Below are 22,753 nucleotides of genomic sequence, written 5' to 3'. Positions count from 1 at the left end.
CGCTTAAAAGAGTGCTATTTAGATAACCGGAAAAAATGTACTAGGGAACACAACTGGTAAATCTGGGGAAAAGCGAAAGGATGGAAACTAGAACCATTTCCCAGAGGGAAGAATGCGAAGTTCTGAAGGAAACATCGGAGATGTGACACCTCAACTGCTCGAATAAATAAACCTATAAATAAGAATGAGATGTTGGAATAAAAGAATTGAACTGATTGAACTTACTCGAAAAAAAAGGAAAAGATTTATAAAATGATTAGTCTGATCATCAAAAAAGATGAAGAGATAAGTAGAAAGATTAAAGAAGCAGGAAAATTTATTTTAGCAACTAACTTAGTAGAGGAAAATAAATTAGAAGCTAGTGAAATTCTGATAACTTATAAAAACCAGCAATCTACGGAAAGAGGATTTCGATTTTTGAAAGATCCCTTATTTTTTACTGATAGTTTCTTCGTTGAAAAACCAGAAAGAATAGAAACAATGTTATTTTTAATGTCTTTGTGTTTGTTGATTTATAACTTGGGGCAAAGAGAATTAAGAAATTGTTTAAAAAGAGTCAAAAAAGGAATAAATAATCAAGTAGGGAAAGTAACATTGCGTCCGACTTTGAGGTGGATATTTCAATATTTTCAAGGTATTCATTATGTGATTTTAAACGGAGTCAAACAAATTGTCAATTTAACAGAAGAAAGGCGTTTTATATTGAGTTTATTACCTGCATCTTGTCAAAGATATTATCTATAAATTGAATTGGATAAAGCAAAAATAATAAAAGAATAAGAGTCTAATGATATCAAATGAGAAGAGGAAACTCTCCTTCGTTTGTGCTGAGTCTTGCTAAGTTTTCAATGAGTATAAATCTTCTTAATTTGATTATTTTTCCTAAAAATTTAATGAAAAGAGAAATATTCTTGCCCAGGTATGATTTTCGGACTTTTTAAAACTATGTATTTTTTTATACTACATTTTGAAGTGCGGAATCTGGGTTATATGTCGGCTTATAGTTTTGCTTTACTGGGAATTGGTCTAATTAGGGTTTGCTGAAAAAGTTTCTCCAAAATTTATGCCACTTTTGACCAAGAATTTTCTGACAAATCAATAAGTTTTAGTACATAAAAATTGTTTAAAGTATAATCAAAATTAATGAAAGGCGGTTTGATGAGTTCCCCCTGTTCTATTATTAGTAAATAAGGACAAAAAAAGCGACAAAAACTGCCTCAGAAGTTTAGAAAGATTGACAACTAAAAATGTAATAGCAATAGATGTAATGGAGGTTTCAGGGAGTTTTGTCATTACGAGATTTAGGCTAAATCTTCGTTTAGCTTGTCCAAACTTTCCCTCAATAGCATTACGGAAGCATTCATCGGAGTGGGCTTGTTTCTTTTCTTCTTCACTGACATTTTTCGGAGGTCTTCCTAACTTCGGACCACTGATTCTTATCCCTCTTTCCTTACACCAATTTCTGTTTTCCCTAGTTCGATAAATTTTATCTACATGGACGGATTCGGGATAATAGCCAAACGTTTCTTTATACTTTTCTACTTGTTCTTTTAAATGACAAGATTCATTGAAGTTTTCCAAACTTATTTTGTCTAGAAACACATAGTTATCTACACAGCTTACTGAGAGTTTAGCTCCAAACTCTATTGGTTTTCCTGCTTTTCCCCTCACTATTGGACGAATATGCGGTTGAGTTAAACTTACAATTCTTTGAGGAACACTCTGGGTCTTATTCTCCCACATTGACTGTTGTTGTTCATAAACTTTTTTGATAGTCTCTAGACAATTTTTCTGTCTTTTACTCAGATTTTCCAGGGAAGCCCCAGCTTGAAATAAGTCTTCTATATTTCCTAAATTTTTCTTAAGGTATTTTAACTGTTTCCCGATAGCTTTTCTTCTTTCTTGATAAGATACTTTTCGTTTTTTAGCTACTTTTAAGTATTCCTTTCTAGCAATTTTTCTAGAAGTTCTCGGCTTTTTTCTCAATTTTACTCTTAATGGTTTATAAAGATTATCTATTATTCTTTCTGTCTCAATTCTGGCTTGATTTAATATGCCTAAATCCGTTGGGTATTTGATGTCTGCTGGCGCACAAGTCGCATCTAAAATTAGTTTACCTTTATTTTTTATTTTTTCTCCTTTTTCTTGGAGACAATCCTTTTTTTTTACTTCTTTATCACTCTTGTCTATTTCTCTTTTTACTATTTTTTTATTGATTTTGTTTATCAATTCTCCATCAATTCTTTTCCCAAAATGAACTAGCATTGAAGATTCCAGTGGTGGCTCTTGTTGATAACAATTTAAACCTATAAAGTATTGTAGATAGGGATTTTCTCTAATCTTTTCTATAGTTTCTCTATCACTTATTCCTAATTTTTCCTTAATAATTAATGTCCCTAATGCCATTCTAAATAGTTTGGCTGGCGCACCTTTTTCTGCTGAAAAAAGTTTAGCATATTCTTCCTCAAAATCATCCCAAGGTATCAACCCTGCCATGATTACCCAACGATTATTGGGGGACAATTTGCCCTCGAAAGGTAATTCAAATTTTTCTGGGGGCGGTAAAGGTTGCTCCTCTTTTCGATACATTTATTCTTGACCAACAACTGGGAGGTGTTTCTACCAATTATAGCGGTTTGTAGCCGACAAAGCTGATCTTTTTTGCGATCGCGAATATGGGTGTAACCTTTTAAAGAATAGGGTTTTGCTTTTATTCAGCAAACCCTACTTAAGTCAGGATTATTATTCTCAAATCCACCATAACTCACCTGCTCAAATTCAATATAGGAAACATCATCATCTAAGATTTTGACTGTTGTGGTATTTTGCTCACCAATAACTACCTCATTATCTCCCATTTCTGGTTGTAGAGTTAACTGTAAGGTTTCTGTTCCTTCCCTGTCGTTATCATCAGGAATATCCAGATAAAGGGTGGTGCTTGTTTCGTCTGGATTGAAGGTTATCTGAGAGGAATAGTTGAAGTTTGTCCCAGATGTATCACTGATGTTACTAATCTCTATTTCAGCATTAGTGGAGTCATAAATATTCCCTGTTCTGTTGATAGTAATAGCTAGTTGATTATCCTCTCCTTCTATTTCTGAGGTTATATATTCTCCTTGTTCAAATTCTAAATAAGCGGTTTGATTGTCTAGAATAGAAATGGTTGTACTGGGGTTTTCTCCTAGGGTTACGTAATCGAATAAAGGATTAGTTACTAGGTTTAATTCTAGGGTTTCTGTTCCTTCTAATAACCCATCGTCCATTGGGGATAAATAGATGGTTTGTGTTGTTTCCCAGGGACTAAATGTTACCAGTTCTGGGAAGATAATTCCCGAGAAGTCTTCTTCATAGTTTGCGCTACCTCCTCCTAATTGAATTTCTGCATCTACACTGTTACTTAAGTCCCCAGAACGGGTTAAGGTTATGGCAACTTGAGGGTTATTTGGGTCATATTCTGTCACGATATATTCGGCTTTTTCAAAGGAAATATTGGCTATATCTTTGTCGAATATGGTAATATTTGTACTATGTTTTTCTCCAATAGCTATGTCAGGAATTCCTGAAATATTAACCAGTTTTAATTGTAAATTTTCTGTTCCTTCAAAGTTGCCATCATCTGTGATATCAATGTAAATGCTTTTCTCGGTTTCTCCTGGTTTAAATTCAATGTATTCTGTTAATAAATTAAAGTCTTCTCCTTGTGTTGCTGTTCCATTTTCTATTTGTATTTCTGCATAAGCAAACAGGTCTGTTATTTCTGAAAGGGTTGCTATTATTTCTATAAAGTTGCCGAAACTGCTGTTACTTTCTTCGTTGACTTTATAACTCACCTGCTCAAATTCAATATAGGAAACATCATCATCTAAGATTTTGACTGTTGTGGTATTTTGCTCACCAATAACTACCTCATTATCTCCCATTTCTGGTTGTAGAGTTAACTGTAAGGTTTCTGTTCCTTCCCTGTCGTTATCATCAGGAATATCCAGATAAAGGGTGGTGCTTGTTTCGTCTGGATTGAAGGTTATCTGAGAGGAATAGTTGAAGTTTGTCCCAGATGTATCACTGATGTTACTAATCTCTATTTCAGCATTAATAAGGTCATAAATATTCCCTGTTCTGTTGATAGTAATAGCTATTTGGTTGGACTCTCCTTCTATTTCTGAGGTTATATATTCTCCTTGTTCAAATTCTAAATAAGCGGTTTGATTGTCTAGAATAGAAATGGTTTTACTGGGGTTTTCTCCTACTGTTACGTATTTGAATGAAGGATTAGTTACTAGGTTTAATTCAAGGGTTTCTGTTCCTTCTAATAACCCATCGTCCATTGGAGATAAATAGATGGTTTGTGTTGTTTCCCAGGGACTAAATGTTACCAGTTCTGGGAAGATAATTCCCGAGAAGTCTTCTTCATAGTTTGCGCTGCCTCCTCCTAATTGAATTTCTGCATATACAGTGTTATTTAAGTCCCCAGAACGGGTTAAGGTTATGGCAACTTGAGGGTTATTTGGGTCATATTCTGTCACGATATATTCGGCTTTTTCAAAGGAAATATTGGCACTTTCATTATCTAAGATGTCAACCGTGGTAATGTATTGTTGTCCTAAAATAGTAGGATTTCCAATTAATTTTAGTTCAATATTTTCTGTTCCTTCTCTCTTAAAATCATCATAGATATCAATATAAACTTTTTTCTCAGTTCCTCCTGGTTGAAAATCTATCGGTTGAGGAAAGATTCCACCAAAGTCTGACCCTTCCTGCGCTGTTCTATTACCTAGATGAAGTTCTACACTATCAAAATTATCGGTATTTCCAGAACGAATGACAGTAATTTTTATTAGGTTGAGAAAGGGTTGACCTTTTTCAATTCCTGAATATTTAGCGGAAGAAAATTCGATGGAAGTTTGATTAGTAGTCATGGCAAAAAATATTTTCTAGATCAATAAAAAGAAAACTATGATGGTTAAAAAGTGATTATTTCAAAATAACTAGGTAACACTAATATTTTTTACTGCTAGCTCTTAGCTAGAAGTAAGATCAATAAAATTTCAATAATTTAATAATCGACAATTTATACTATCTAAGTATAGATTACCTATTAATGTGGAATAAACGGAGCCGTAAACATACTGAAATTATCTATTAAGTATTTATAACGAACCTTATAAATACTTAATAGATAAAATCTTATACTATAAATCTAATAGTTATTAATAACTATTAGATTCACAAGTGAAGTAATTTAATAATCAGTCTTCCTTCAATTTTTGGCATAATTCTTTGAAATCATCCCCTCGATGTTCAAAGCTTCGATATTGATCAAAACTTGCACAAGCAGGAGATAAAAGGACAACCTTTGCTTTAACTTCTCTTCCTATAGTTAAACTTCTTTCTACCGCTTTATCCATTGTTTCTAGAATTTCATAACTATGATAATCAGCGTCATGAAGACGTTTAGCAAAATTTTCCGCTGCTTCACCAATAAGTAATACTTTAGCAGCTTTTGATTTAATTTGAGCAATCCATTTATTATCATCTCCCTCTTTTCCTTCTCCTCCTGCGATTAAAATTGCAGGAGATTTTACTGACAATAAACCGACTTCTGCTGCATCATAATTAGTTGCTTTACTATCATTAATAAAATCGATTCCGTCAATGGTTGTGATATATTCTAAGCGATGAGGAACCCCTTTAAACGTTGCTATAGCTGAGGCGATCGCCCCTTTTTCAATCCCGGCTAATCTAGCTGCTGCAATAGCCATTAAAAGGTTTTGTTGATTATGAGAACCTGGCATTTTGAAGAGATTTAAGGGTAAAATTAATTCCCCAAAAGCCACAACCCAATTATCTTGAATATAAACCCCTTTACTAGAATCACAAAGTAAATTCTCTTTACCTTTTACGGTTGTCCAATAAGCATCGGCCCATTGATGTAAACCTGTTTGGTGTAGATAAGGATCATCGCTATTAAAGACTTGATATTCACTACGATATAATAAAGATGCTTTAATTGCGTAATAGTTTTCTAGAGTTTTATGACGATTCAAATGATCTGCGGTAAAGGTTGTCCATAGACCAATTTTGGGGCTTAATGCTTGGGATGATTCACTCTGATAACTACTAACTTCTGCAATAATCCAATCATAGTTAGAAGTGCTATCTTTTTGTAATTGAGATAAAGCTAATTCACAAGCAGCATAACCTATATTGCCACAAGAGGGTGCATTTAATTTTGCACCTTGGAAAATGGCTGCAACTAAAGCTGTAGTTGTTGTTTTACCATTTGTCCCTGTAATACCCACCCAAGGGGATGAGTTAAGATATCGCCAGGCTAATTCTAATTCTCCTATGGTATCAATATTCTTCTCACGGGCTTCTATTAAGAAAGGAATATCCCAAGGAACACCAGGACTAACGACGATTAATTTAGGTAAGGCATTAGAATTTAAGTTAGGGGTATGACCTAATTTAACTGTAATTCCTTCTGCTTGTAATTGTTGCTGTAAAGGGTTTAGATTCTCGGAAGTAGCACGATCGCTAATTATAACTTCCCATCCGTCTTGTTTGAGGCATTTTGCGGCAGCAATACCCGATCTACCTAGTCCGATAATATAAGCTGTGGCCATCGGTTTTATGGCTTCCTTGTCTATGGATAAATTATGGGTTATTTTAGCACTTTTTGACGATTAAACTCAAGATTAAAAAGTAACATAATTTCTCTGATGCTACAGTCTAGAAGACTGTGTTACCTCAAACTAAACAAGCAAGAGGGAACAATAAATATTCTAAGAAAAATAATCGCCAGATAAACTGATAAAACTGAGCAATGGAATTTTTGTCTTCTAAATCAACCCTTTGACTACGCCATAATAGTAAAGTTAGTAAGGCAACATGAGAACCTATTAATAATGGTTGATTGATATTAAAACTCGATAAAAGTCCAATTATTATCATTCCCAAGTAGCAGAATATAATCACACCACAAGAAATTTTAAATATTGCTTTTTTTCCTATCAAAATTGTGAAAGTTGTAATATTATATTCTTGATCACCTTCGAGATCAGGTACATCTTTAAAAATGGCGATCGCAACCGTAAAAATAACCACAAATGCCGTCAGTATCAACACTTCAGGCACTAAAAAAGAGGTGGATGTAAAAGAGTGAATAAAGTATAAAAACACCCCTAAATTAACAACAACTCCCCTAACTGTAAAAATACAAAAAGCAGCCAATAGGGGAAATCTTTTTAACCGAATAGGAGGAACAGAATAAGCAGTACCAATCAGTAAACTAAGAACTACTGTTATGCCTAACCACGAACCTCCTAACCAAGAAGTAATTATAGCTAGAAGTCCTGTAATACTAACAATGTAACGCCCTTGAATCTGAGAAAAATACCCTGATGCTAAAGGGAGATAAGGTTTATTAATTTTATCTATTTCTTGATCTTCTAATTGATTTAGTCCGACTATGTAAACATTACCACATAAACAGGGAAATAAAGCAATTAATAAATATTGAATATTCTCAAGATTAACTGTACTGTCTACAGTTGCTAAAGCAATTAAATATAAAGCTAAGACACTTAAACTTGTGCCAACAATGGTATGAGGACGAGAAAATTCCCATAAACTTGATAACCAAGCAAGGGGGGTTTTCCAAAAAATTCTAGGACTATTAATAGATGTTTGAGACATAAGATTGATAATGGATAGTGGACAATGGACAATGGATAATTAATAATCGTCATTCCGAGGAAAGAGGAATATCATTAATGTTTTAATTATAATTTGTCGTCTTATAAATAACACAATTCTCCCTTAATCTTTATCATCTTATTTTAGAATTACTAATCATTCTCCTTTCTCCATAAAGTAATAATTTATCTAAGGTTTGTAGTCGATTTTCCCAAACTTGAACTTGATAGTTATAAGTTTGTTTCTGGTTTCCCATCCAGTTAGGAAACTGTTGTTGAAATTGTCTTAAGGTTTGTTGGGCTATTTTCAAATTTTGCCGTGATGGGTTCATTGCTAATTGATTCAAGGCTTTTTCTAATTGTTTTCCTTGAGCATCCATGTTTTTAAAACTATCTTTGTCCATTTTTAACCCTTGTTTGTTGGCTAAAAACATCCACTCTTTTTGTAGAGATTGATAGCGAGCTAAGGCAGTTTTAAAAGGCTCACGATAGGGTAAAGGTTGGCTTTTTTCAGAGCTTTGAACCCGACTTAATACACCTCGTAAAGAAGGGGTTAAATTTTCAGTAGCAAAGAGTGAAAAACCACTGATGGGCAAATTACGAATAAATTGTAATTGATCGATAGTCACAGGATCAGGAACCTTCAATAAACGTAACCCAGGAATTACTAAAGAAGAGCGGGGCCAACTATCATCAAAAACCAATTCAATGCGTTCTTCCAAATTACCAGTATCGAGAGCATAGGTCATCAAAACCATCATATCAACCCATCCTTGTCGCATCCACTCTTCCCAATTTTGTTGTAAACGAAAGAGGCGATCGCGTTGTTCAATGGGAAAGACAGAAGCAGAAATAATTAATTCAGGTTTGACCTTTTTCAAATGACGAGAGGCTCTGGCAACGAAACTATCAACTTGATGAATACGAAACCCTGTCCATTGATTCCATAAAGGATGGCCTGGAGAAATTTCGATAGGATCAATCCCTGTCATTTCTTTAAAGAGATAACGAGATGACTTACTATACCCAAAAGTTTGATTAATTTGCGGTTGTTGAAAGGGATAACGAATGTAATCGAATTGAATCCCATCTACATCATAATTCCGCACAATTTCGTCGAATAACAACAGTAAGTAGTCCTGAACTTTGGGGTTGGCAGGGTCAAGAAAAGCCTTTTTAAATTGTTGTCCTTGATCAAAATAATTACCCTTTTTATCCGTTATCCCCCAATCGGGGTTACGGGAAAGTACGGGACCTAAGTAATTTTCCGGTTGTTCTAATACCTGATTATGACCTTGGTTGGCTGCGGCAAACACCCAAACCCAAGCATGAAGTTCCATGTTGCGTTCGTGGGCTAATTTAATGGCAACTTTGAGGGGGTCCCAACCTTTAGTGAGGGGGTTTTGTTCTGGTGCTACCGAGGAAGGGTAAATGGGATAACTGGCGTTGACAGTTTCCATGAAAACGGTATTAATACCGGCCTCAGCCATACGGTCAAATAGTACAGCTAACTCGGCTTCTGAACGGGTTTTGACAATACTACCCCGATCTAACCACATGGCCCGTACTTCCGGCTGAGCGACGGAGCGATCGCTAGGATAATTGTCCCAGAGACTACGACGGGCTTTTAACCACACTCGTCGAGCTTGATCGTATTGTCTTTGTTGTAATAATCCCTGAAATTTTTGCAGACTCAGCTTAGCTTGGTTTAACGCTTCTTGGGACTGACGCAGGGCTAAATTATTTTGCTTGGAAGTCGGATCGTTATGGGCTAGGGAGGCGATCAAGGTACTTTCAAAGCGAACAATGAGGTCAAATAACTCCTCTCTCATGGTTTGTGCCTGTTGAGGGGAAATACTCGGCACAGTGGGAGTATTTCTGTAATTCAATCCTTCAGAACGGCGATCGCTGATTAAGATTGGTGAAGGAAGAGAAGATTCAGGGGTTAAGTCAATTTCTATGAAAGGTTCTTCTGGGTTCGTCTGAGGTTGTTCTGGTTGGGGAATATAGTTAGGAGGTAAAATAGGGAAGGGTTGTTGAGGGACGTTGAGATCCACTATATTACAGGGTGGAATCTCTCGACTATTTTCGGCCACTAATTGATTGGTTTCGTTGATACCATAACGATTTAAAACAGTTTTTAACCAATTAACATCAAAAGCAGCAGAGGTTACTCCACTGAAACCCCAACGCCACCCTAAAAAAGTGGTTTGTTCGTTGACAACAACTGCAGGGGGGGTATTTTCTGTTAACCAGACAGCAAGGGGTTGAGCGGTAATAGCACTGGGAAGAATTACGCCACCAATCAAACTATCATTGAGGCTGGCCTGGTTAACTAAAGAAAGTTGGACCGTGTCTTGAACTCTGATAGTGGAGGGATTGGAAGTAGAAAAGCCCCAATAAGCTCCAAATAAAGCCCGTAACTGGTCTCTAACGACTGATTCCGATAAATTACCCGTGGGTCCGCTAATAATTAGATTTCCCCGTGCTTGTAACCAAGTTTCTAGGGCTTCTGCTTGCTGGCCTGTAATAGTTTCAACGTTGGGTAGAAATAGGGTACGAACGTTTCTGAGGTCTTCTGCTGTTTGCCAATTTTCTGCTTCGAGCAAACAGAATTGAATGCCTGTGGACAGAAGACGGTTACGAATGGATGTCCACTGTTGTTGATTTTCAGTACTTCTCACCACTCCAACCCTACCCAGGAGTGCATGGGAGGGTGTAATCAAGAAACTTGAAGCAATGAGGGGTGAAAGTAGTTTTAGAAGGGATTTGACCGTAATTTTTACGGCTTTTACCCCCAATAGCTTAGTTTGGTTTCTCTTGACTTTCCTCAACACAACACACTCCTCACTGTCTGATTTATTAGGATTTCCTAAGTTTTGATTATTTTATCGTAAACTGTGCCTATATGTGAGTTTATAGCGTTTCTCGGACTCATGAGGCTTCGCCGTGAGCGCGGCTCCGAACGGTACACCTAATATCGCGCCTCCGAACTCCGAACTCCGAACTCCGAACTCCGAACTCCGAACTCCTAAAACTAGAAAACTGTGTACCTCACAAGTATGGGAACTCTATAATCCTATTAATTCTCTATTCCCTTCAATAACTTCTCCAATTTCATAAGCTAATATTCCTTGATTGTTAAACCATTTTATACTCAGGTCTGATTTACTTTTAGGAACAATAACAACTAAACCAATACCCATATTAAAAGTATGGAACATAGCAGAAGATTCAACGTTACCCATGGCAGCAATCCATTGAAAAATGGGTAAAATTGGCCAAGTCCCTGGATTGATTTTAATAGATTGATTTTCCCTTAAACAACGGGGTAAATTTTCAGGTAAACCCCCTCCTGTAATATGAGCCATTCCCTTAATTTCTAGACCTGATTTTAAGGCTTCAAGAATGGGTTGTACATAAATTTGAGTCGGTGTCAAGACAACTTCTCCCAAAGTTTGCTCCCCTAGTTGCTCAAAGCGATCGCTCCAATTTAGATTATTCACTTCAACAATTTTACGAACTAAACTAAAACCATTACTATGTACTCCACTACTACTTAAGCCGATCGCCACATCACCAACATTAATTTGTGAGCCATCGAGCAGTTTACTTTTTTCCACAATACCGACACAAAACCCAGCCACATCGTATTCACCCACTGCATAAAAACCGGGCATTTCGGCGGTTTCTCCCCCCAATAAAGCGCAACCACTCAAACGACATCCTTCCACAATTCCCGTTACCACATCACTCAATTGTTGGGGGTTCAATTTTCCTGTAGCCAAATAATCTAAAAAGAATAAAGGTTTAGCCCCAGAAGTTAAAATATCGTTGACACACATGGCCACCAAATCAATACCAATGGTGTGATGAGAATTGATAGCTTGAGCGATTTTTAGCTTAGTTCCCACCCCATCGGTACCGGAAACTAACACAGGATTTTCATAACCTGTGGGTAACTCAAAATAGCCCCCAAAACCCCCTAATCCTCCTAAAACTTGCGGACTGTGGGTACTTTCCACAGAACGACGAATTTTATCGACAAATGAGCGACCGGCTTCAATGTTAACCCCTGCGTCTTGATAGTCCATAGAAAACTGGCGAAACTCTTATAAGTTGGATTCAGTCATTGTAACTGATATTGTCTTGTGGGTTTCATTCGAGTTGATCGGCAAAAAGTAAGAAACAAGATAAAACAGCTATCATAATTAAATCATTTAAGCAATTGATACAATTGATTCAACCAGATAAAATTATGCGATTTAATCTTAATTCAGTAGAAATATCGATTATTGTCCCTTGTTACAACGAGGAACAAGGTCTTGAGATACTTTTTGAGCGACTTTTAAGGATTTTAGATCGTCTAAGCTTATCTTATGAAGTGATCTGTGTTGATGATGGTAGCAGAGATCAAACCCTAGAGTATTTAATTGATTATCATAATCGTTATCCTGAGATTAAAGTCATTAGTCTCTCTCGTAATTTTGGTAAGGATATTGCCTTAACAGCAGGGTTAGAAAATGCCCAAGGCAAGGCTATCATACCCATAGATGCTGATTTACAAGATCCCCCCGAGTTAATCGAACAATTGGTTGCAAAATGGCGAGAAGGCTATGATGTTGTTTCTGGAAAACGTCGCTCAAGACAAGGAGAAAGTTGGGTTAAAAAGACAACAGCTAATGCTTTTTATCGCATTATTAGTCGTATTAGTAGTGTTCCTATTCCCCGTGATACTGGAGATTTTCGTTTACTAGATAGACGAGTGGTAGAAGCAATCAAAACCATGCCGGAAAGAACTCGCTTTATGAAAGGGTTGTTTGCTTGGGTTGGTTTCAAACAGACTTATGTATTATACGATCGCCCCAACCGAATCCAAGGTACTACCAAATGGAATTATTGGAAGTTATGGAATTTTGCCTTAGATGGAATTACTTCTTTTAGTTTAGTTCCGTTAAAAGTTTGGAGTTATTTAGGAGTTGTTTTATCCTTATTAGCCTTTACCTATGGAAGTTTTTTAATCATTAGAACGATTATTTTGGGCATTGATGTGCCAGGATATGCGTCTTTGATGGTAACAATTCTTTTTATTGGCGGTGTACAGTTAATTACGTTAGGAATATTAGGAGAATATTTAGGCCGTATTTATGAAGAAACTAAACAACGTCCTCTTTATTTAATTCGAGAACGTTATGGTTTTGAAGATAAACTAGGGTATAAACAGTTAGAAAACTCTAATTGAAGTTAATCAGCTTGAGCGAATTTTAAATAACTTTCACTTAATTCTTTAACAGCTAAATTATACAACTGTTCACCGTGTTCGGGGGTAGCTAAAGCTGGATTTGATCCCATTCTACCATCGGGATAATGAGATCGAAAATCTGAGGCTCCATAAATAGGATAACCGGAATTCACATCAGGAGATAAAGAAGCATTTTTAATAGACTCAGGATAAACAAATTGAGTTACAGCTACTTCCGAAGGAGTCGCATGAGATCCCTCTTGATCTCCGTATAATTCTTTGGCTTTTTGATAAACAGCACGACACATAAACCAGTTGCCAACTTTAGCGCGAACTTGAGTTGCTTGGGGAATATTAAGATGGGATAAATGATAATAACTCTCAGAAAAAGCAGCTTTCAGGGTGGCAATATTGCCCCCGTGACCATTAATAAAAAAGTAACGAGTAAATCCGGCGGCGGTTAAACTGGTAAGATAATCAAGGATCACTTGAATGAGGGTACTAGGCCGTAAACTCATGCTGCCAGGAAAAGCCGTATGATGTAAAGCCATCCCGACATTAATGGTGGGTCCTACTACGGTCTGAGTTGCTTCGCCTACTCCTTTGGCGATCGCTTCTGCACATATTGCATCGGTTCCGATCAACCCTGTTGGTCCATGTTGTTCGGTGGAACCAATGGGAATAATAATCCCTGTATTGGTTTGTAAATACTCTTCAACTTCGGGCCAGGTCATTAGATGTAGCAACATAGAGATTAAATGGTATAACAATTGTGAGGACGTTTTCCATTCTAACGGTTTAGTTTTTTTGTCTATATTGGCATAGAATCACAAATTAGGTTAATTATGTTGTCTTTTGATACCAATCAAAATCCCCCTAACCCTTCTGTCGTCAACACTCATCGCATCCTGGTGGTGGAGGATGAAGACGTTATCCGAGATATGATTGTCCTGGCCTTGGAAGATGAAGGTTATGAGATCACTGCGGTTAGTGATGGAAGAACTGCGCTAAATTTATTACAACAGGAAGCAAAAAATCCCACAGCAACAGCAATGGAATTTGATCTGTTGGTTTTGGATTTGATGCTACCTCAAGTAAATGGTTTAGATATCTGTCGTCTGTTGCGTTATCACGGCAATATTATTCCTATTTTGATTCTTAGTGCCAAGGCCAGTGAAACAGACCGTGTCTTGGGTTTAGAAGTGGGTGCTGATGATTATTTGACCAAACCCTTTAGTATGCGAGAATTAGTCGCCCGTTGCCGGGCTTTAATTCGTCGTCAAAAGTTCACCAGTTCTTCATCGAGTTCTGTTAAACAGTTTCGTGATATTACCCTCTACACCCAAGAATGTCGGGTGACATTAGCCGAAGAAGAAATTAATCTCTCTCCTAAAGAATATCGCTTATTAGAATTATTCATGAGTTATCCCCGTCGTGTTTGGTCAAGGGATCAACTGATTGAACAAATTTGGGGGCCTGATTTTTTAGGAGATACTAAAACCGTCGATGTTCATATTCGTTGGTTACGGGAAAAATTGGAACAAGATCCCAGTCAACCCCAATATTTAATTACGGTTCGGGGCTTTGGTTATCGGTTTGGATAATGGATAATTATCAATTTTCTATTGATAAAATGGCTTCCATTTCTCGAAATTCTGCGAGACTTTTCTCTGCTGCTTCTTGATCTAGAATACTAAGGGCAAATCCAACATGGACAATTACATAGTCATCTATTTTGACTTCAGGAACGTAAGCTAAACTTACTTCTTTAATAACTCCCCCAAAACTTACTTTTCCTTTTCTTAATAAAGGATCATCTCCGCTAATACTAACGACTTTTCCTGGAACCGCTAAACACATGATTATTTAAACCTCAATGGATGGATCTGGGATGTTATTGAGATTCGGAGTTTCCTCGTAATCTCATTTAATAGATGTGTTCTCTGTCTTCTTTTTTAGTGAAGACTCTCAAAAAATAATCCATAAGTACATTTACATCATGGATTAGCCTTTATGATACAGTAATAATAAATATTCCCTTAGCTGATTAATTAATTTTTTAGGGTTTGTTGCTTTTTAATAAACTTTCGTGAATTCAATGCGTCTTACTATTCAACCTTTTACTGTCCATAAACGGTTCCCTTTAACCATTAGTCGGGGAACTACTGCTAAAAATACTAATTTATTGCTCAAAATAGAAGCAGATAGTATAGAAGGATGGGGGGAAGCTTCTCCTTTTTCAGTAATAAAAGGAACAAGCATAAATAGTGAGCAATTACAACAAGATTTAAGAAATATTATTCCTAGTTTAGAAGCATATCATCCCCTACAAAGACAAGCAATAGAAACGGTTTTATTAGAAAGTAAGCTGCATTCTTCTCTGCGTGCTGCCATCGATACTGCATTGTACGACTGGTTAGGAAAAAAGGTTAATTTACCCCTCTGGAAACTCTGGGTATTAAAGGGCGATAGACTTTTTTCCACATCTGTTACTATTGGTATTAGTTCCCCAGAAAAAGCAGTGGAAAGAGTTAAAAACTGGCTCAATTTTATGGAGGTTAAACTATTAAAAATTAAGTTGGGTTCTCCCGAAGGAATAGAAGCAGATAAAGCCATGATTTTAGCCATTCGTGCAGAAACTCCCCATATTCCTTTAACGGTAGATGCTAACGGAGGATGGACATTAAAAGAAGCTATTGAGATGAGTGACTGGTTAGACAAACAAAATGTTAAATATTTAGAACAACCTTTACAAGTGGGAGATGAAGGTAATTTACCCCAATTATATCAGCGATAGCCTCTACCTATTTTTGTAGATGAAAGTTGTTTTCAGAGTGAAGATATTATCAAGCTTTCTCCTTATATTCATGGCATTAATATTAAACTAATGAAAGCAGGAGGATTGAGTGAGGTAATGAGAATGATCGCCGTAGCCAAAACTTGTAAATTACAAGTGATGTATGGTTGTTATTCTGATAGCAGTTTGGCTAATACTGCTATGACTCATTTAGCTGCTTATGCGGATTATTTAGACTTAGATAGTCATTTGAATTTAATAGATGATCCCTTTGATGGTGTTAGTCTCGAACAGGGAAAATTAAGGCTCAATAATTTACCAGGATTAGGGATCAAGTCTAGTTTGACATAAAGTTTATCTATTGCAATAAAGGTAAGAATAATGTTACGAAATAATAGACTAAAGGGGCAGTAAAAACATAACTATCGGTTCGATCTAAAATACCACCATGGCCAGGAATTAATTGACCGGAATCTTTAACCCCGGCATCTCGTTTCATCATGGATTCTGTTAAATCACCTAATAAACTAACAATACCAATTAATGCCCCTAAGACCATCCCTGTTACATACCAGTAAGGCCATTCTAAATACCAAGCCCCAATTTCTCCGACAACAACACTTCCTAATAGGCCAAATAATGCCCCTTCTACTGTTTTTTTGGGACTAATATCAGATAAGCGTGTTCGTCCTAACCATTTTCCCATGATATAAGCCCCAATATCCGCCGCCCAAATACAACCAAAGGCTAAACAGGTAACAGTTAAAGCAGGGGGAAATAATTTGGGTTCGGTCCAAGACTCAGGCCAATACCCCATAAACGGTAAGTTAATACTCGCTACATCCACCGTGGGAACTGCATGGGCAAACCCTACTCGTAATCTTACCCAATAACTGGGTAAATATCCTCCATAAAATAGCCCTAAGACTGAGGTAGAAATATCAGCAATACTGGCTAATTTTGGTTGAAATAATAGGTAAAAACAGATTAAAGCCCCAGTTAACGGGAATAACGCATCGGTTAGGGGTGGAGCGATCGCCGAACTAATTAGTAAGATTTGAGACACAACCAGGGTTGTTTTCGCTGCGGGGGCGATCCCTTTGGCGCGAACTAATTGAAAATACTCCAGTTGTCCCAAAAAGACTATGACACAAAGTCCAAGGGTAAAGTACCATCCCCCGATAATTAACATTCCCAAGGCGAGGAAAATAGCTACAATAGCTGTAATGATTCGAGTCCAAGGCATAACAGTAGAAAAGATTAAGGTGAGGAGTCAAGAGGCAAAAACATTAAGGATTCCTTATGAAAGGTTAACAAATTTTTTCCCTTCATTCGACCAATTTTCTATAATTGTTACCTAAAATAACACGGGAGCCTGAAAGCCACCGTCATTTATGCGGTGGACGGACGCTCAGATGATTTGCCGTGCGACGACAAATCCGCGTCCTCATGAAAAGCGACCCGATTGGTTTTAACCAAGGGAATGCGCACCAAGAAAGGGTAGTCTTAAGCTCTGGAAATCCTCAAAAGGTATCTGGTATGTTTTGTTGTCAGTGTCGATGGAAGTTCCCGACGCTGAAACAGTTAAAAATTGGATTGGGGTAGATAGGGGTCAAAATCAAATTGCTGTTGCTTCGTTGCCTAATGGGTTTGGGAAGTTTTGGAATGGTCGTCAAATTAAACATTTAAGAACCCAGATTCCGCACTTCAAAAAGTAGCATTAAATACTACAAGCCTGGGGTTAATAATTAAGTATAATTGCTTAAGCTCTTGAAGACAAAAAAGTGGGATAATTGCTTAAGTTGTTTCCTCTGTAAAAAAAGAGCGAAAAATGTCTTATTTAGAAGAAATACAAGTTAAAAATTTAGACCATTTAGGGATAGTAGCTGGTTTAATTGATGAAATAGGAATAGTCAAAATAATTAATAATAAATTAGGAATAGATGTTAGAGAAAAAATCTCAGCAGGTACAGTAGTTAAGTCTATTTTAATCAATGGACTAGGATTTGTTTCAAGACCTCTATATTTATTCAGTCAGTTTTTTCAAGATAAAGCCATTGAGAAATTGTTAGGAGAAAGAATTAAACCTGATTACCTTAATGATGATAAAATTGGGAGAGTAATGGATGAATTATATAAATATGGACTAAATGATATTTTTATTGAAGTAGTTTTAGAAGTAATTAAAAAATTTAAAATAGACCTTAAATACTCCCATTTAGATTCCACATCATTTCATTTAGATGGAGAATATAAAAGGGAAGAAGATAAAGAGAAACAGGAAGAAGAAAAAAATATTAAAGAAAGACCAATTTTTATTAAGAAAGGATATTCTCGGGATCATAGACCAGACTTAAAACAACGTGTCTTGGATTTAATAACAAGCCAAGATGGAGATATTCCATTATTTGTGAGAGTAGGAGATGGAAATGAATCTGATAAAGCTGTATTTGGAAAAGTTTTAGTAGAATTCAAAAAGCAAATAAAGTTTGATAGTATCATGGTTTGTGATAGTGCTTTATATGGTCAAGAAAATCTCCAACTAATCCAACATTTAAAATGGATAACGAGAGTTCCAATGACCATAAAAAAAGCAAAAGAATTAGTGCAAAATATAGAGGTGGAAGAAGTAAAAGATGAAGATAAAGAAAAAAGAAGTGACCTAAATTTAGAAAGTTATACCTGGAAAGAAGAAATTGTTACTTATGGTGGAATCAAGCAAACTTGGTTAATAGTCTTGAGTGAAAAAAGACAGAAAAGTGATTTGGAAAAACTAGAAAAACAACTTTCCCAAGAAGAGAAGAAATCCCAAAAATTTCTTAAAGAAATACAATCTGAAGAATTTGAACATCCTCAAGCTGCTCGATATAAATTAAAAGCTATTAATAAAAAATTGAGATTGTTGGAAATAAAAGAAGTTGAACTGATTGAAACTTACTCGAAAAAAAAGGAAAAGATTTATAAAATGATTAGTCTGATCATCAAAAAAGATGAAGAGATAAGTAGAAAGACTAAAGAAGCAGGAAAATTTATTTTAGCAACTAACTTAGTAGAGGAAAATAAATTAGAAGCTAGTGAAATTCTGATAACTTATAAAAACCAGCAATCTACGGAAAGAGGATTTCGATTTTTGAAAGATCCCTTATTTTTTACTGATAGTTTCTTCGTTGAAAAACCAGAAAGAATAGAAACAATGTTATTTTTAATGTCTTTGTGTTTGTTGATTTATAACTTGGGGCAAAGAGAATTAAGAAATTGTTTAAAAAGAGTCAAAAAAGGAATAAATAATCAAGTAGGGAAAGTAACATTGCGTCCGACTTTGAGGTGGATATTTCAATGTTTTCAAGGTATTCATTATGTGATTTTAAACGGAGTTAAACAAATTGTCAATTTAACAGAAGAAAGGCGTTTTATATTGAGTTTATTACCTGCATCTCGTCAAAGATATTATCTATAAATTGAATTGGATAAAGCAAAAATAATAAAAGAATAAGAGTCTAATGATATCAAATGAGAAGAGGAAACTCTCCTTTGTTTGTGCTGAGTCTTGCTAAGTTTTCAATGAGTATAAATCTTCTTAATTTGATTATTTTTCCTAAAAATTTAATGAAAAGAGAAATATTCTTGCCCAGGTATGATTTTCGGACTTTTTAAAACTATGTATTTTTTAATACTACATTTTGAAGTGCGGAATCTGGGTTTGAACTTCAAGGTGGTAGTATCGATGGTAACGGGACAATTCGGGGTAATTTAATCTCAGCAGGAACCCTCAACCCCGGTATCGATGGGGCAGGTTTACTCGTCCTCAATGATGGCATAATTCAAACCAACAATAGTCGTGTCAATATTGAAATAGGAGGTTTAACTGCCGGGGCAGAATTCGATCGCATCGAAATTCTGGGTTCAGCGGCCCTTAATGGTGTAGTTAATATCAGTTTAATTGACAACTTCTTCCCCATTTTAGGAGATAGCTTTGAAATTATTACTTTCCCTGGTGCATCGGGAGATTTGACCTTTACAGGTTTAGAATTGGGTAACGGTTTGAAATTCGATGTTATCGAAAATAGTGATAGTATCACTCTAGTGCAGCTTGGCGAAAGTAATCCACCAGATTTTTACAGAAACTTTCGTGACTAGCCACGACAATGTGTTTCAATGAAACTAACGGAAGAATCTCGAAGTTGATGTCCATGATAAAAGCATTGCCAATTAACCTCTCCAACCTACAGAAAACAGTACTCCAACAAATAGTGAGAGGGACAACAAACCCCTATCGCCTTGTTAGACGAGCCAAGCTAATCTTAGCCGCAGCATCAGGAGAGAGCAATAGTTCGATTAGTCGAAGATTAGAATTAGACCGAGTACAAGTGCGTCAGTGGCGATCGCGATGGTTTGAGGAGAGAGAAAAACTGAGTGCCGCCGAAGAACAACAGGTAACGGAGAAAGCATTAATGGTCTTGATCAAAGGAATTTTAAGCGATCGCCCAAGACCTGGAACAACAAAATCCTTTACGGTCGAACAAGTAGTCCAGATTGTAGCGATCGCTTGTGAAGAATGTGAAAAATCAGACAGACCAGTGAGCCATTGGACACCTTCAGAGTTGGCGGATGAAGCCATAAAAAGAGGAATTGTCGAAAAGATTTCCCCCCGTAGTGTGGGGCGTTTTTTAAAAAGAAGCGACATTACAACCACATCTCGTTCGTTACTGGTTAAATGCCAAAATTGATGATCCCTTAAAATTTAAAAAGCAAGTCAAATATATCTGTGAACTTCATCAAGAAGCTAAAACTTTGTTAGAACAAGGAATTCATTTAATTAGTACAGATAAAATGACAGGGATTCAAGCTCTTGAGAGATTATTTCCGAACAAAAGAATCAAGCCTAAACAAGTAGAAAAAATCGAATTTGAATATGAAAGACACGGAACTTTAAGCTTGATTGCGAACTGGGATGTGGCAAGAGGAAAAGTTGTTAGTCCCTCTATTGGACCGACAAGAACAGAACAAGATTTTTCTGAACATATCCAGAGAGTGATTAAGATTGATGAAAAAGCAGAATGGATTTTTATTGTAGATAAACTCAACACTCATAAATCGGAAAGCTTAGTCAAATTAGTAGCAGAAAGCTGTGGAATTACTATTGATTTGGGGAGAAAAGGAAAGGAGGGGATTTTGCAATCTATGGACAGCAGAGCAGATTTTTTATCAGATGAATCTCATCGAATTCGCTTTGTTTATATTCCCAAACATACATTGTGGCTTAATCAAATTGAGTGTTGGTTTTCGATCTTAGTCAGGCGTTTACTCAAAAGAATTACTGTCCGTTCAACTGAAGAACTATCCCAAAAAATTCTCAATTTTATTGATTACTTTAATCAACATTTTGCTAAGCCGTTCGTTTGGAAATTTAAGGGCTTTAAAGATCATAAGTGACTGGTGGATTATTTTTGCTAAGCTGCACTAGGTAATTGGAGTAATGAAGAAGGAGACATTACCATTGACTCAAACTCTAGCCTAGTTATCAGTGATAGCTTTAATACTCTCAGACTAGGAAACATTGATAATAGTCGAGGGGGTAACGTTTCCATTCAAAACTATAGCTGGGATAACAGTAATAGTAGTTATACCTTTAACAACAGTACCGGCCCCTGGACTTTCAACGGAGGGACAATTACAGGGGGTACTTTAATTGCAGAAGAAGGTAACTTTATTGTTGGCACTGGCAATAATGTCTTAGATGGAGTAAGCGTTGACGGAAACCTCAATCTTAATACCCTTGATAACGCCAGACTTACCCTAACCAACGGTTCAACCTTCATTTTGGACTTTGGATAAAAAACAATTGTTAGCGTAAATCTTACGCTAAACATATCTCCGGAGCTAAAATAGAGAATTAAGGTGATTTTAAAAACTCTCTTTCCATCTTTTTAGGGGATTTTAAATATTAAATAGCTTCATTCAGTTTCGGTTCCAATATAGATATCTAAGTAGCTTTCAGTTAGAGATTGAATGACTCGTTCTAATTCATCAATGAGATTTCTTCTAGTGAGTTTTTCTACAGCATCAATATGAGCAGAACTTCCGGCTCGTCCTAAATATTTATATTTGGTTTTTTTCTCATTATTAGTGGCCATAGGAAAAATTGATTCAGCAGCCTGTAGTTTATAATACCAGTAGATTGTTCCCTTTCCATTAACCTGATAACGAATAATATGACAATTAGCTGGTGCTACTTCCCCTTCCCGTTCAATTTTCTTTATTTTCTGTTTAAGAGAGCGAATTAGACTCTTAATTTGTTTGGCTCTCAGGTGGACATCTTGACTGGTCTTAAGTTCGGAATGTGATGACATTAGCCTTAACTGTAACAAACAACCTTTTTTGATGTTAGCGTATATATTACGCTAATTTATAAGGTAATAAATTTTAAAAATGACCAAAAATGAAACGGCTACGTCTGTCGAGGAATTCCTGGTGTGGAGGTCTAACCTCTTCCAAGGACTAAAAGCTAGAAAAGAAACTATTATAGAATTACTCGATGCCCTCTCCAGTAACCAACAAGCTCACTCAGTCGTTGAATTGTCTCTCAATCCTTTATTTAGAAGAGATTATAACAGTTTATATAGAGGAATTCAAGAGTTTTACCCACTCAAACTGACCCTAATTATGAACAGAGAATTGAGACTTTATTTTCAGCGGTATCGAGAACAATTCCTCCCACTTCAAAACATTATAACTTATTTGGTATTGACACAACTCCCTGTCCACGACCGTTTGCCGAAACGTTAGCGGATAAAACCTTTATTCATTACCTCAATCCAATTAAGGGAAATAAACCCATTAATATTGGACATTGTTATTCCGTTGTCTGCGCTTTACCTGACCAAATAGACACAGAAAAAGTCCCTTGGGCTGTCCCCTTATCAGGAGAGCTAGTCCCCTCTAAACATAAAGGAGTAAATCAAGGCAATCAACAACTAAAAAAAATCTGGCAAAGTTCTTTATTTTCTGATAAATTATCTG

The 22,753-nt window shown here is 36.3% G+C and carries 15 protein-coding genes and 4 pseudogenes; 9 read left to right on the top strand and 10 right to left on the bottom strand.

What is annotated here, in order from left to right; translation table 11 throughout:
• Positions 1-219: 219 nt before the first annotated feature.
• Positions 220-744: pseudogene (locus tag CWATDRAFT_RS18550) on the top strand (IS1634 family transposase); the annotation flags it as partial.
• Positions 745-1,061: 317 nt separating this feature from the next.
• Here CWATDRAFT_RS18550 and CWATDRAFT_RS18545 read toward each other — a convergent pair.
• The 6 genes from CWATDRAFT_RS18545 to purM form a co-directional block, all read right to left on the bottom strand.
• A protein-coding gene (locus CWATDRAFT_RS18545) for an IS5-like element ISCwa2 family transposase (RefSeq protein ID WP_085961755.1) occupies positions 1,062-2,589 on the bottom strand; the annotation gives its coding sequence in 2 pieces (ribosomal slippage) (positions 1,062-1,169 and positions 1,171-2,589; 1,527 coding nt in all).
• 125 nt (positions 2,590-2,714) lie between these two features.
• Positions 2,715-4,916: a Calx-beta domain-containing protein gene (locus CWATDRAFT_RS18540; RefSeq protein WP_007306482.1), complete on the bottom strand. Its 2,202-nt coding sequence runs from the start codon at positions 4,914-4,916 to the stop codon at positions 2,715-2,717.
• A gap of 330 nt (positions 4,917-5,246) precedes the next feature.
• Entirely contained in the window at positions 5,247-6,623 is a 1,377-nt protein-coding gene (murD, locus tag CWATDRAFT_RS18535) for a UDP-N-acetylmuramoyl-L-alanine--D-glutamate ligase (protein ID WP_007306481.1), read from the bottom strand.
• A 124-nt stretch (positions 6,624-6,747) separates the two neighbouring features.
• Entirely contained in the window at positions 6,748-7,695 is a 948-nt protein-coding gene (locus CWATDRAFT_RS18530; protein WP_007306480.1) for a homogentisate phytyltransferase, read from the bottom strand.
• Between the two features lie 133 nt (positions 7,696-7,828).
• Positions 7,829-10,495 (bottom strand): glycoside hydrolase family 10 protein, encoded by a 2,667-nt coding sequence (locus CWATDRAFT_RS18525; protein WP_042711844.1) that lies wholly within the window; start codon positions 10,493-10,495, stop codon positions 7,829-7,831.
• 270 nt (positions 10,496-10,765) lie between these two features.
• Entirely contained in the window at positions 10,766-11,788 is a 1,023-nt protein-coding gene (gene purM, locus CWATDRAFT_RS18520; protein WP_007306478.1) for a phosphoribosylformylglycinamidine cyclo-ligase, read from the bottom strand.
• Positions 11,789-11,952: 164 nt separating this feature from the next.
• Here purM and CWATDRAFT_RS18515 point away from each other — a divergent pair, with 164 nt between their 5' ends.
• Positions 11,953-12,936, top strand: coding sequence for a glycosyltransferase family 2 protein (locus tag CWATDRAFT_RS18515; protein WP_007306477.1), 984 nt, complete (start codon positions 11,953-11,955; stop codon positions 12,934-12,936).
• A gap of 2 nt (positions 12,937-12,938) precedes the next feature.
• Here the strand turns inward: CWATDRAFT_RS18515 and CWATDRAFT_RS18510 are convergent, their stop codons facing one another.
• Positions 12,939-13,685: a creatininase family protein gene (locus CWATDRAFT_RS18510; protein WP_007306476.1), complete on the bottom strand. Its 747-nt coding sequence runs from the start codon at positions 13,683-13,685 to the stop codon at positions 12,939-12,941.
• 96 nt (positions 13,686-13,781) lie between these two features.
• On the opposite strand from CWATDRAFT_RS18510, the gene CWATDRAFT_RS18505 reads away from it, so the two are divergent.
• Positions 13,782-14,540: a response regulator transcription factor gene (locus CWATDRAFT_RS18505; protein ID WP_007306475.1), complete on the top strand. Its 759-nt coding sequence runs from the start codon at positions 13,782-13,784 to the stop codon at positions 14,538-14,540.
• 10 nt (positions 14,541-14,550) lie between these two features.
• Here CWATDRAFT_RS18505 and CWATDRAFT_RS18500 read toward each other — a convergent pair whose 3' ends face one another.
• Positions 14,551-14,796, bottom strand: coding sequence for a HypC/HybG/HupF family hydrogenase formation chaperone (locus tag CWATDRAFT_RS18500; protein ID WP_007306474.1), 246 nt, complete (start codon positions 14,794-14,796; stop codon positions 14,551-14,553).
• Between the two features lie 238 nt (positions 14,797-15,034).
• On the opposite strand from CWATDRAFT_RS18500, the pseudogene CWATDRAFT_RS18495 reads away from it, so the two are divergent.
• Positions 15,035-16,084 (top strand): annotated as a pseudogene (locus tag CWATDRAFT_RS18495) (dipeptide epimerase).
• A gap of 7 nt (positions 16,085-16,091) precedes the next feature.
• Here the strand turns inward: CWATDRAFT_RS18495 and CWATDRAFT_RS18490 are convergent.
• Positions 16,092-16,979, bottom strand: a complete 888-nt coding sequence (locus tag CWATDRAFT_RS18490) for a phosphatidate cytidylyltransferase (protein ID WP_007306471.1) — start codon at positions 16,977-16,979, stop codon at positions 16,092-16,094.
• Between the two features lie 247 nt (positions 16,980-17,226).
• Between CWATDRAFT_RS18490 and CWATDRAFT_RS34090 the strand changes: the two are divergent.
• The 4 genes and pseudogenes from CWATDRAFT_RS34090 to CWATDRAFT_RS18475 all read left to right on the top strand — a co-directional run.
• Positions 17,227-17,448: pseudogene (locus tag CWATDRAFT_RS34090) on the top strand (RNA-guided endonuclease TnpB family protein); the annotation flags it as partial.
• A gap of 116 nt (positions 17,449-17,564) precedes the next feature.
• Positions 17,565-19,190, top strand: coding sequence for an IS1634-like element ISCwa1 family transposase (locus CWATDRAFT_RS18485; RefSeq protein WP_007306470.1), 1,626 nt, complete (start codon positions 17,565-17,567; stop codon positions 19,188-19,190).
• A gap of 688 nt (positions 19,191-19,878) precedes the next feature.
• A complete protein-coding gene (locus CWATDRAFT_RS18480) occupies positions 19,879-20,460 on the top strand; it encodes a helix-turn-helix domain-containing protein (protein ID WP_007303150.1) in 582 nt (193 codons plus the stop codon).
• A gap of 64 nt (positions 20,461-20,524) precedes the next feature.
• Entirely contained in the window at positions 20,525-21,166 is a 642-nt protein-coding gene (locus tag CWATDRAFT_RS18475; RefSeq protein ID WP_007306469.1) for a transposase, read from the top strand.
• A 521-nt stretch (positions 21,167-21,687) separates the two neighbouring features.
• On the opposite strand, the gene CWATDRAFT_RS18470 is transcribed toward CWATDRAFT_RS18475, so the two are convergent.
• Complete coding sequence (locus CWATDRAFT_RS18470) at positions 21,688-22,083, bottom strand: hypothetical protein (RefSeq protein ID WP_007303072.1); 396 nt, start codon at positions 22,081-22,083, stop codon at positions 21,688-21,690.
• 79 nt (positions 22,084-22,162) lie between these two features.
• On the opposite strand from CWATDRAFT_RS18470, the pseudogene CWATDRAFT_RS34080 reads away from it, so the two are divergent.
• Positions 22,163-22,753: pseudogene (locus tag CWATDRAFT_RS34080) on the top strand (transposase); the annotation flags it as partial.

This window comes from Crocosphaera watsonii WH 8501, assembly GCF_000167195.1.
Lineage (GTDB): Bacteria > Cyanobacteriota > Cyanobacteriia > Cyanobacteriales > Microcystaceae > Crocosphaera > Crocosphaera watsonii.
This window is presented reverse-complemented; position numbering and strand designations above follow the sequence as displayed.

Excerpts from the sequence above, each read along its gene's own strand:
- CWATDRAFT_RS18485 (WP_007306470.1), top strand. The coding sequence starts at position 17,565 with ATGTCTTATTTAGAAGAAATACAAGTTAAAAATTTAGACCATTTAGGG.
- CWATDRAFT_RS18470 (WP_007303072.1), bottom strand. The coding sequence starts at position 22,083 with ATGTCATCACATTCCGAACTTAAGACCAGTCAAGATGTCCACCTGAGA.
- CWATDRAFT_RS18530 (WP_007306480.1), bottom strand. The coding sequence starts at position 7,695 with ATGTCTCAAACATCTATTAATAGTCCTAGAATTTTTTGGAAAACCCCC.
- murD (WP_007306481.1), bottom strand. The coding sequence starts at position 6,623 with ATGGCCACAGCTTATATTATCGGACTAGGTAGATCGGGTATTGCTGCC.
- CWATDRAFT_RS18540 (WP_007306482.1), bottom strand. The coding sequence starts at position 4,916 with ATGACTACTAATCAAACTTCCATCGAATTTTCTTCCGCTAAATATTCA.
- CWATDRAFT_RS18480 (WP_007303150.1), top strand. The coding sequence starts at position 19,879 with ATGTGTTTCAATGAAACTAACGGAAGAATCTCGAAGTTGATGTCCATG.
- CWATDRAFT_RS18490 (WP_007306471.1), bottom strand. The coding sequence starts at position 16,979 with ATGCCTTGGACTCGAATCATTACAGCTATTGTAGCTATTTTCCTCGCC.
- CWATDRAFT_RS18500 (WP_007306474.1), bottom strand. The coding sequence starts at position 14,796 with ATGTGTTTAGCGGTTCCAGGAAAAGTCGTTAGTATTAGCGGAGATGAT.
- CWATDRAFT_RS18505 (WP_007306475.1), top strand. The coding sequence starts at position 13,782 with ATGTTGTCTTTTGATACCAATCAAAATCCCCCTAACCCTTCTGTCGTC.
- CWATDRAFT_RS18510 (WP_007306476.1), bottom strand. The coding sequence starts at position 13,685 with ATGTTGCTACATCTAATGACCTGGCCCGAAGTTGAAGAGTATTTACAA.
- purM (WP_007306478.1), bottom strand. The coding sequence starts at position 11,788 with ATGGACTATCAAGACGCAGGGGTTAACATTGAAGCCGGTCGCTCATTT.
- CWATDRAFT_RS18515 (WP_007306477.1), top strand. The coding sequence starts at position 11,953 with ATGCGATTTAATCTTAATTCAGTAGAAATATCGATTATTGTCCCTTGT.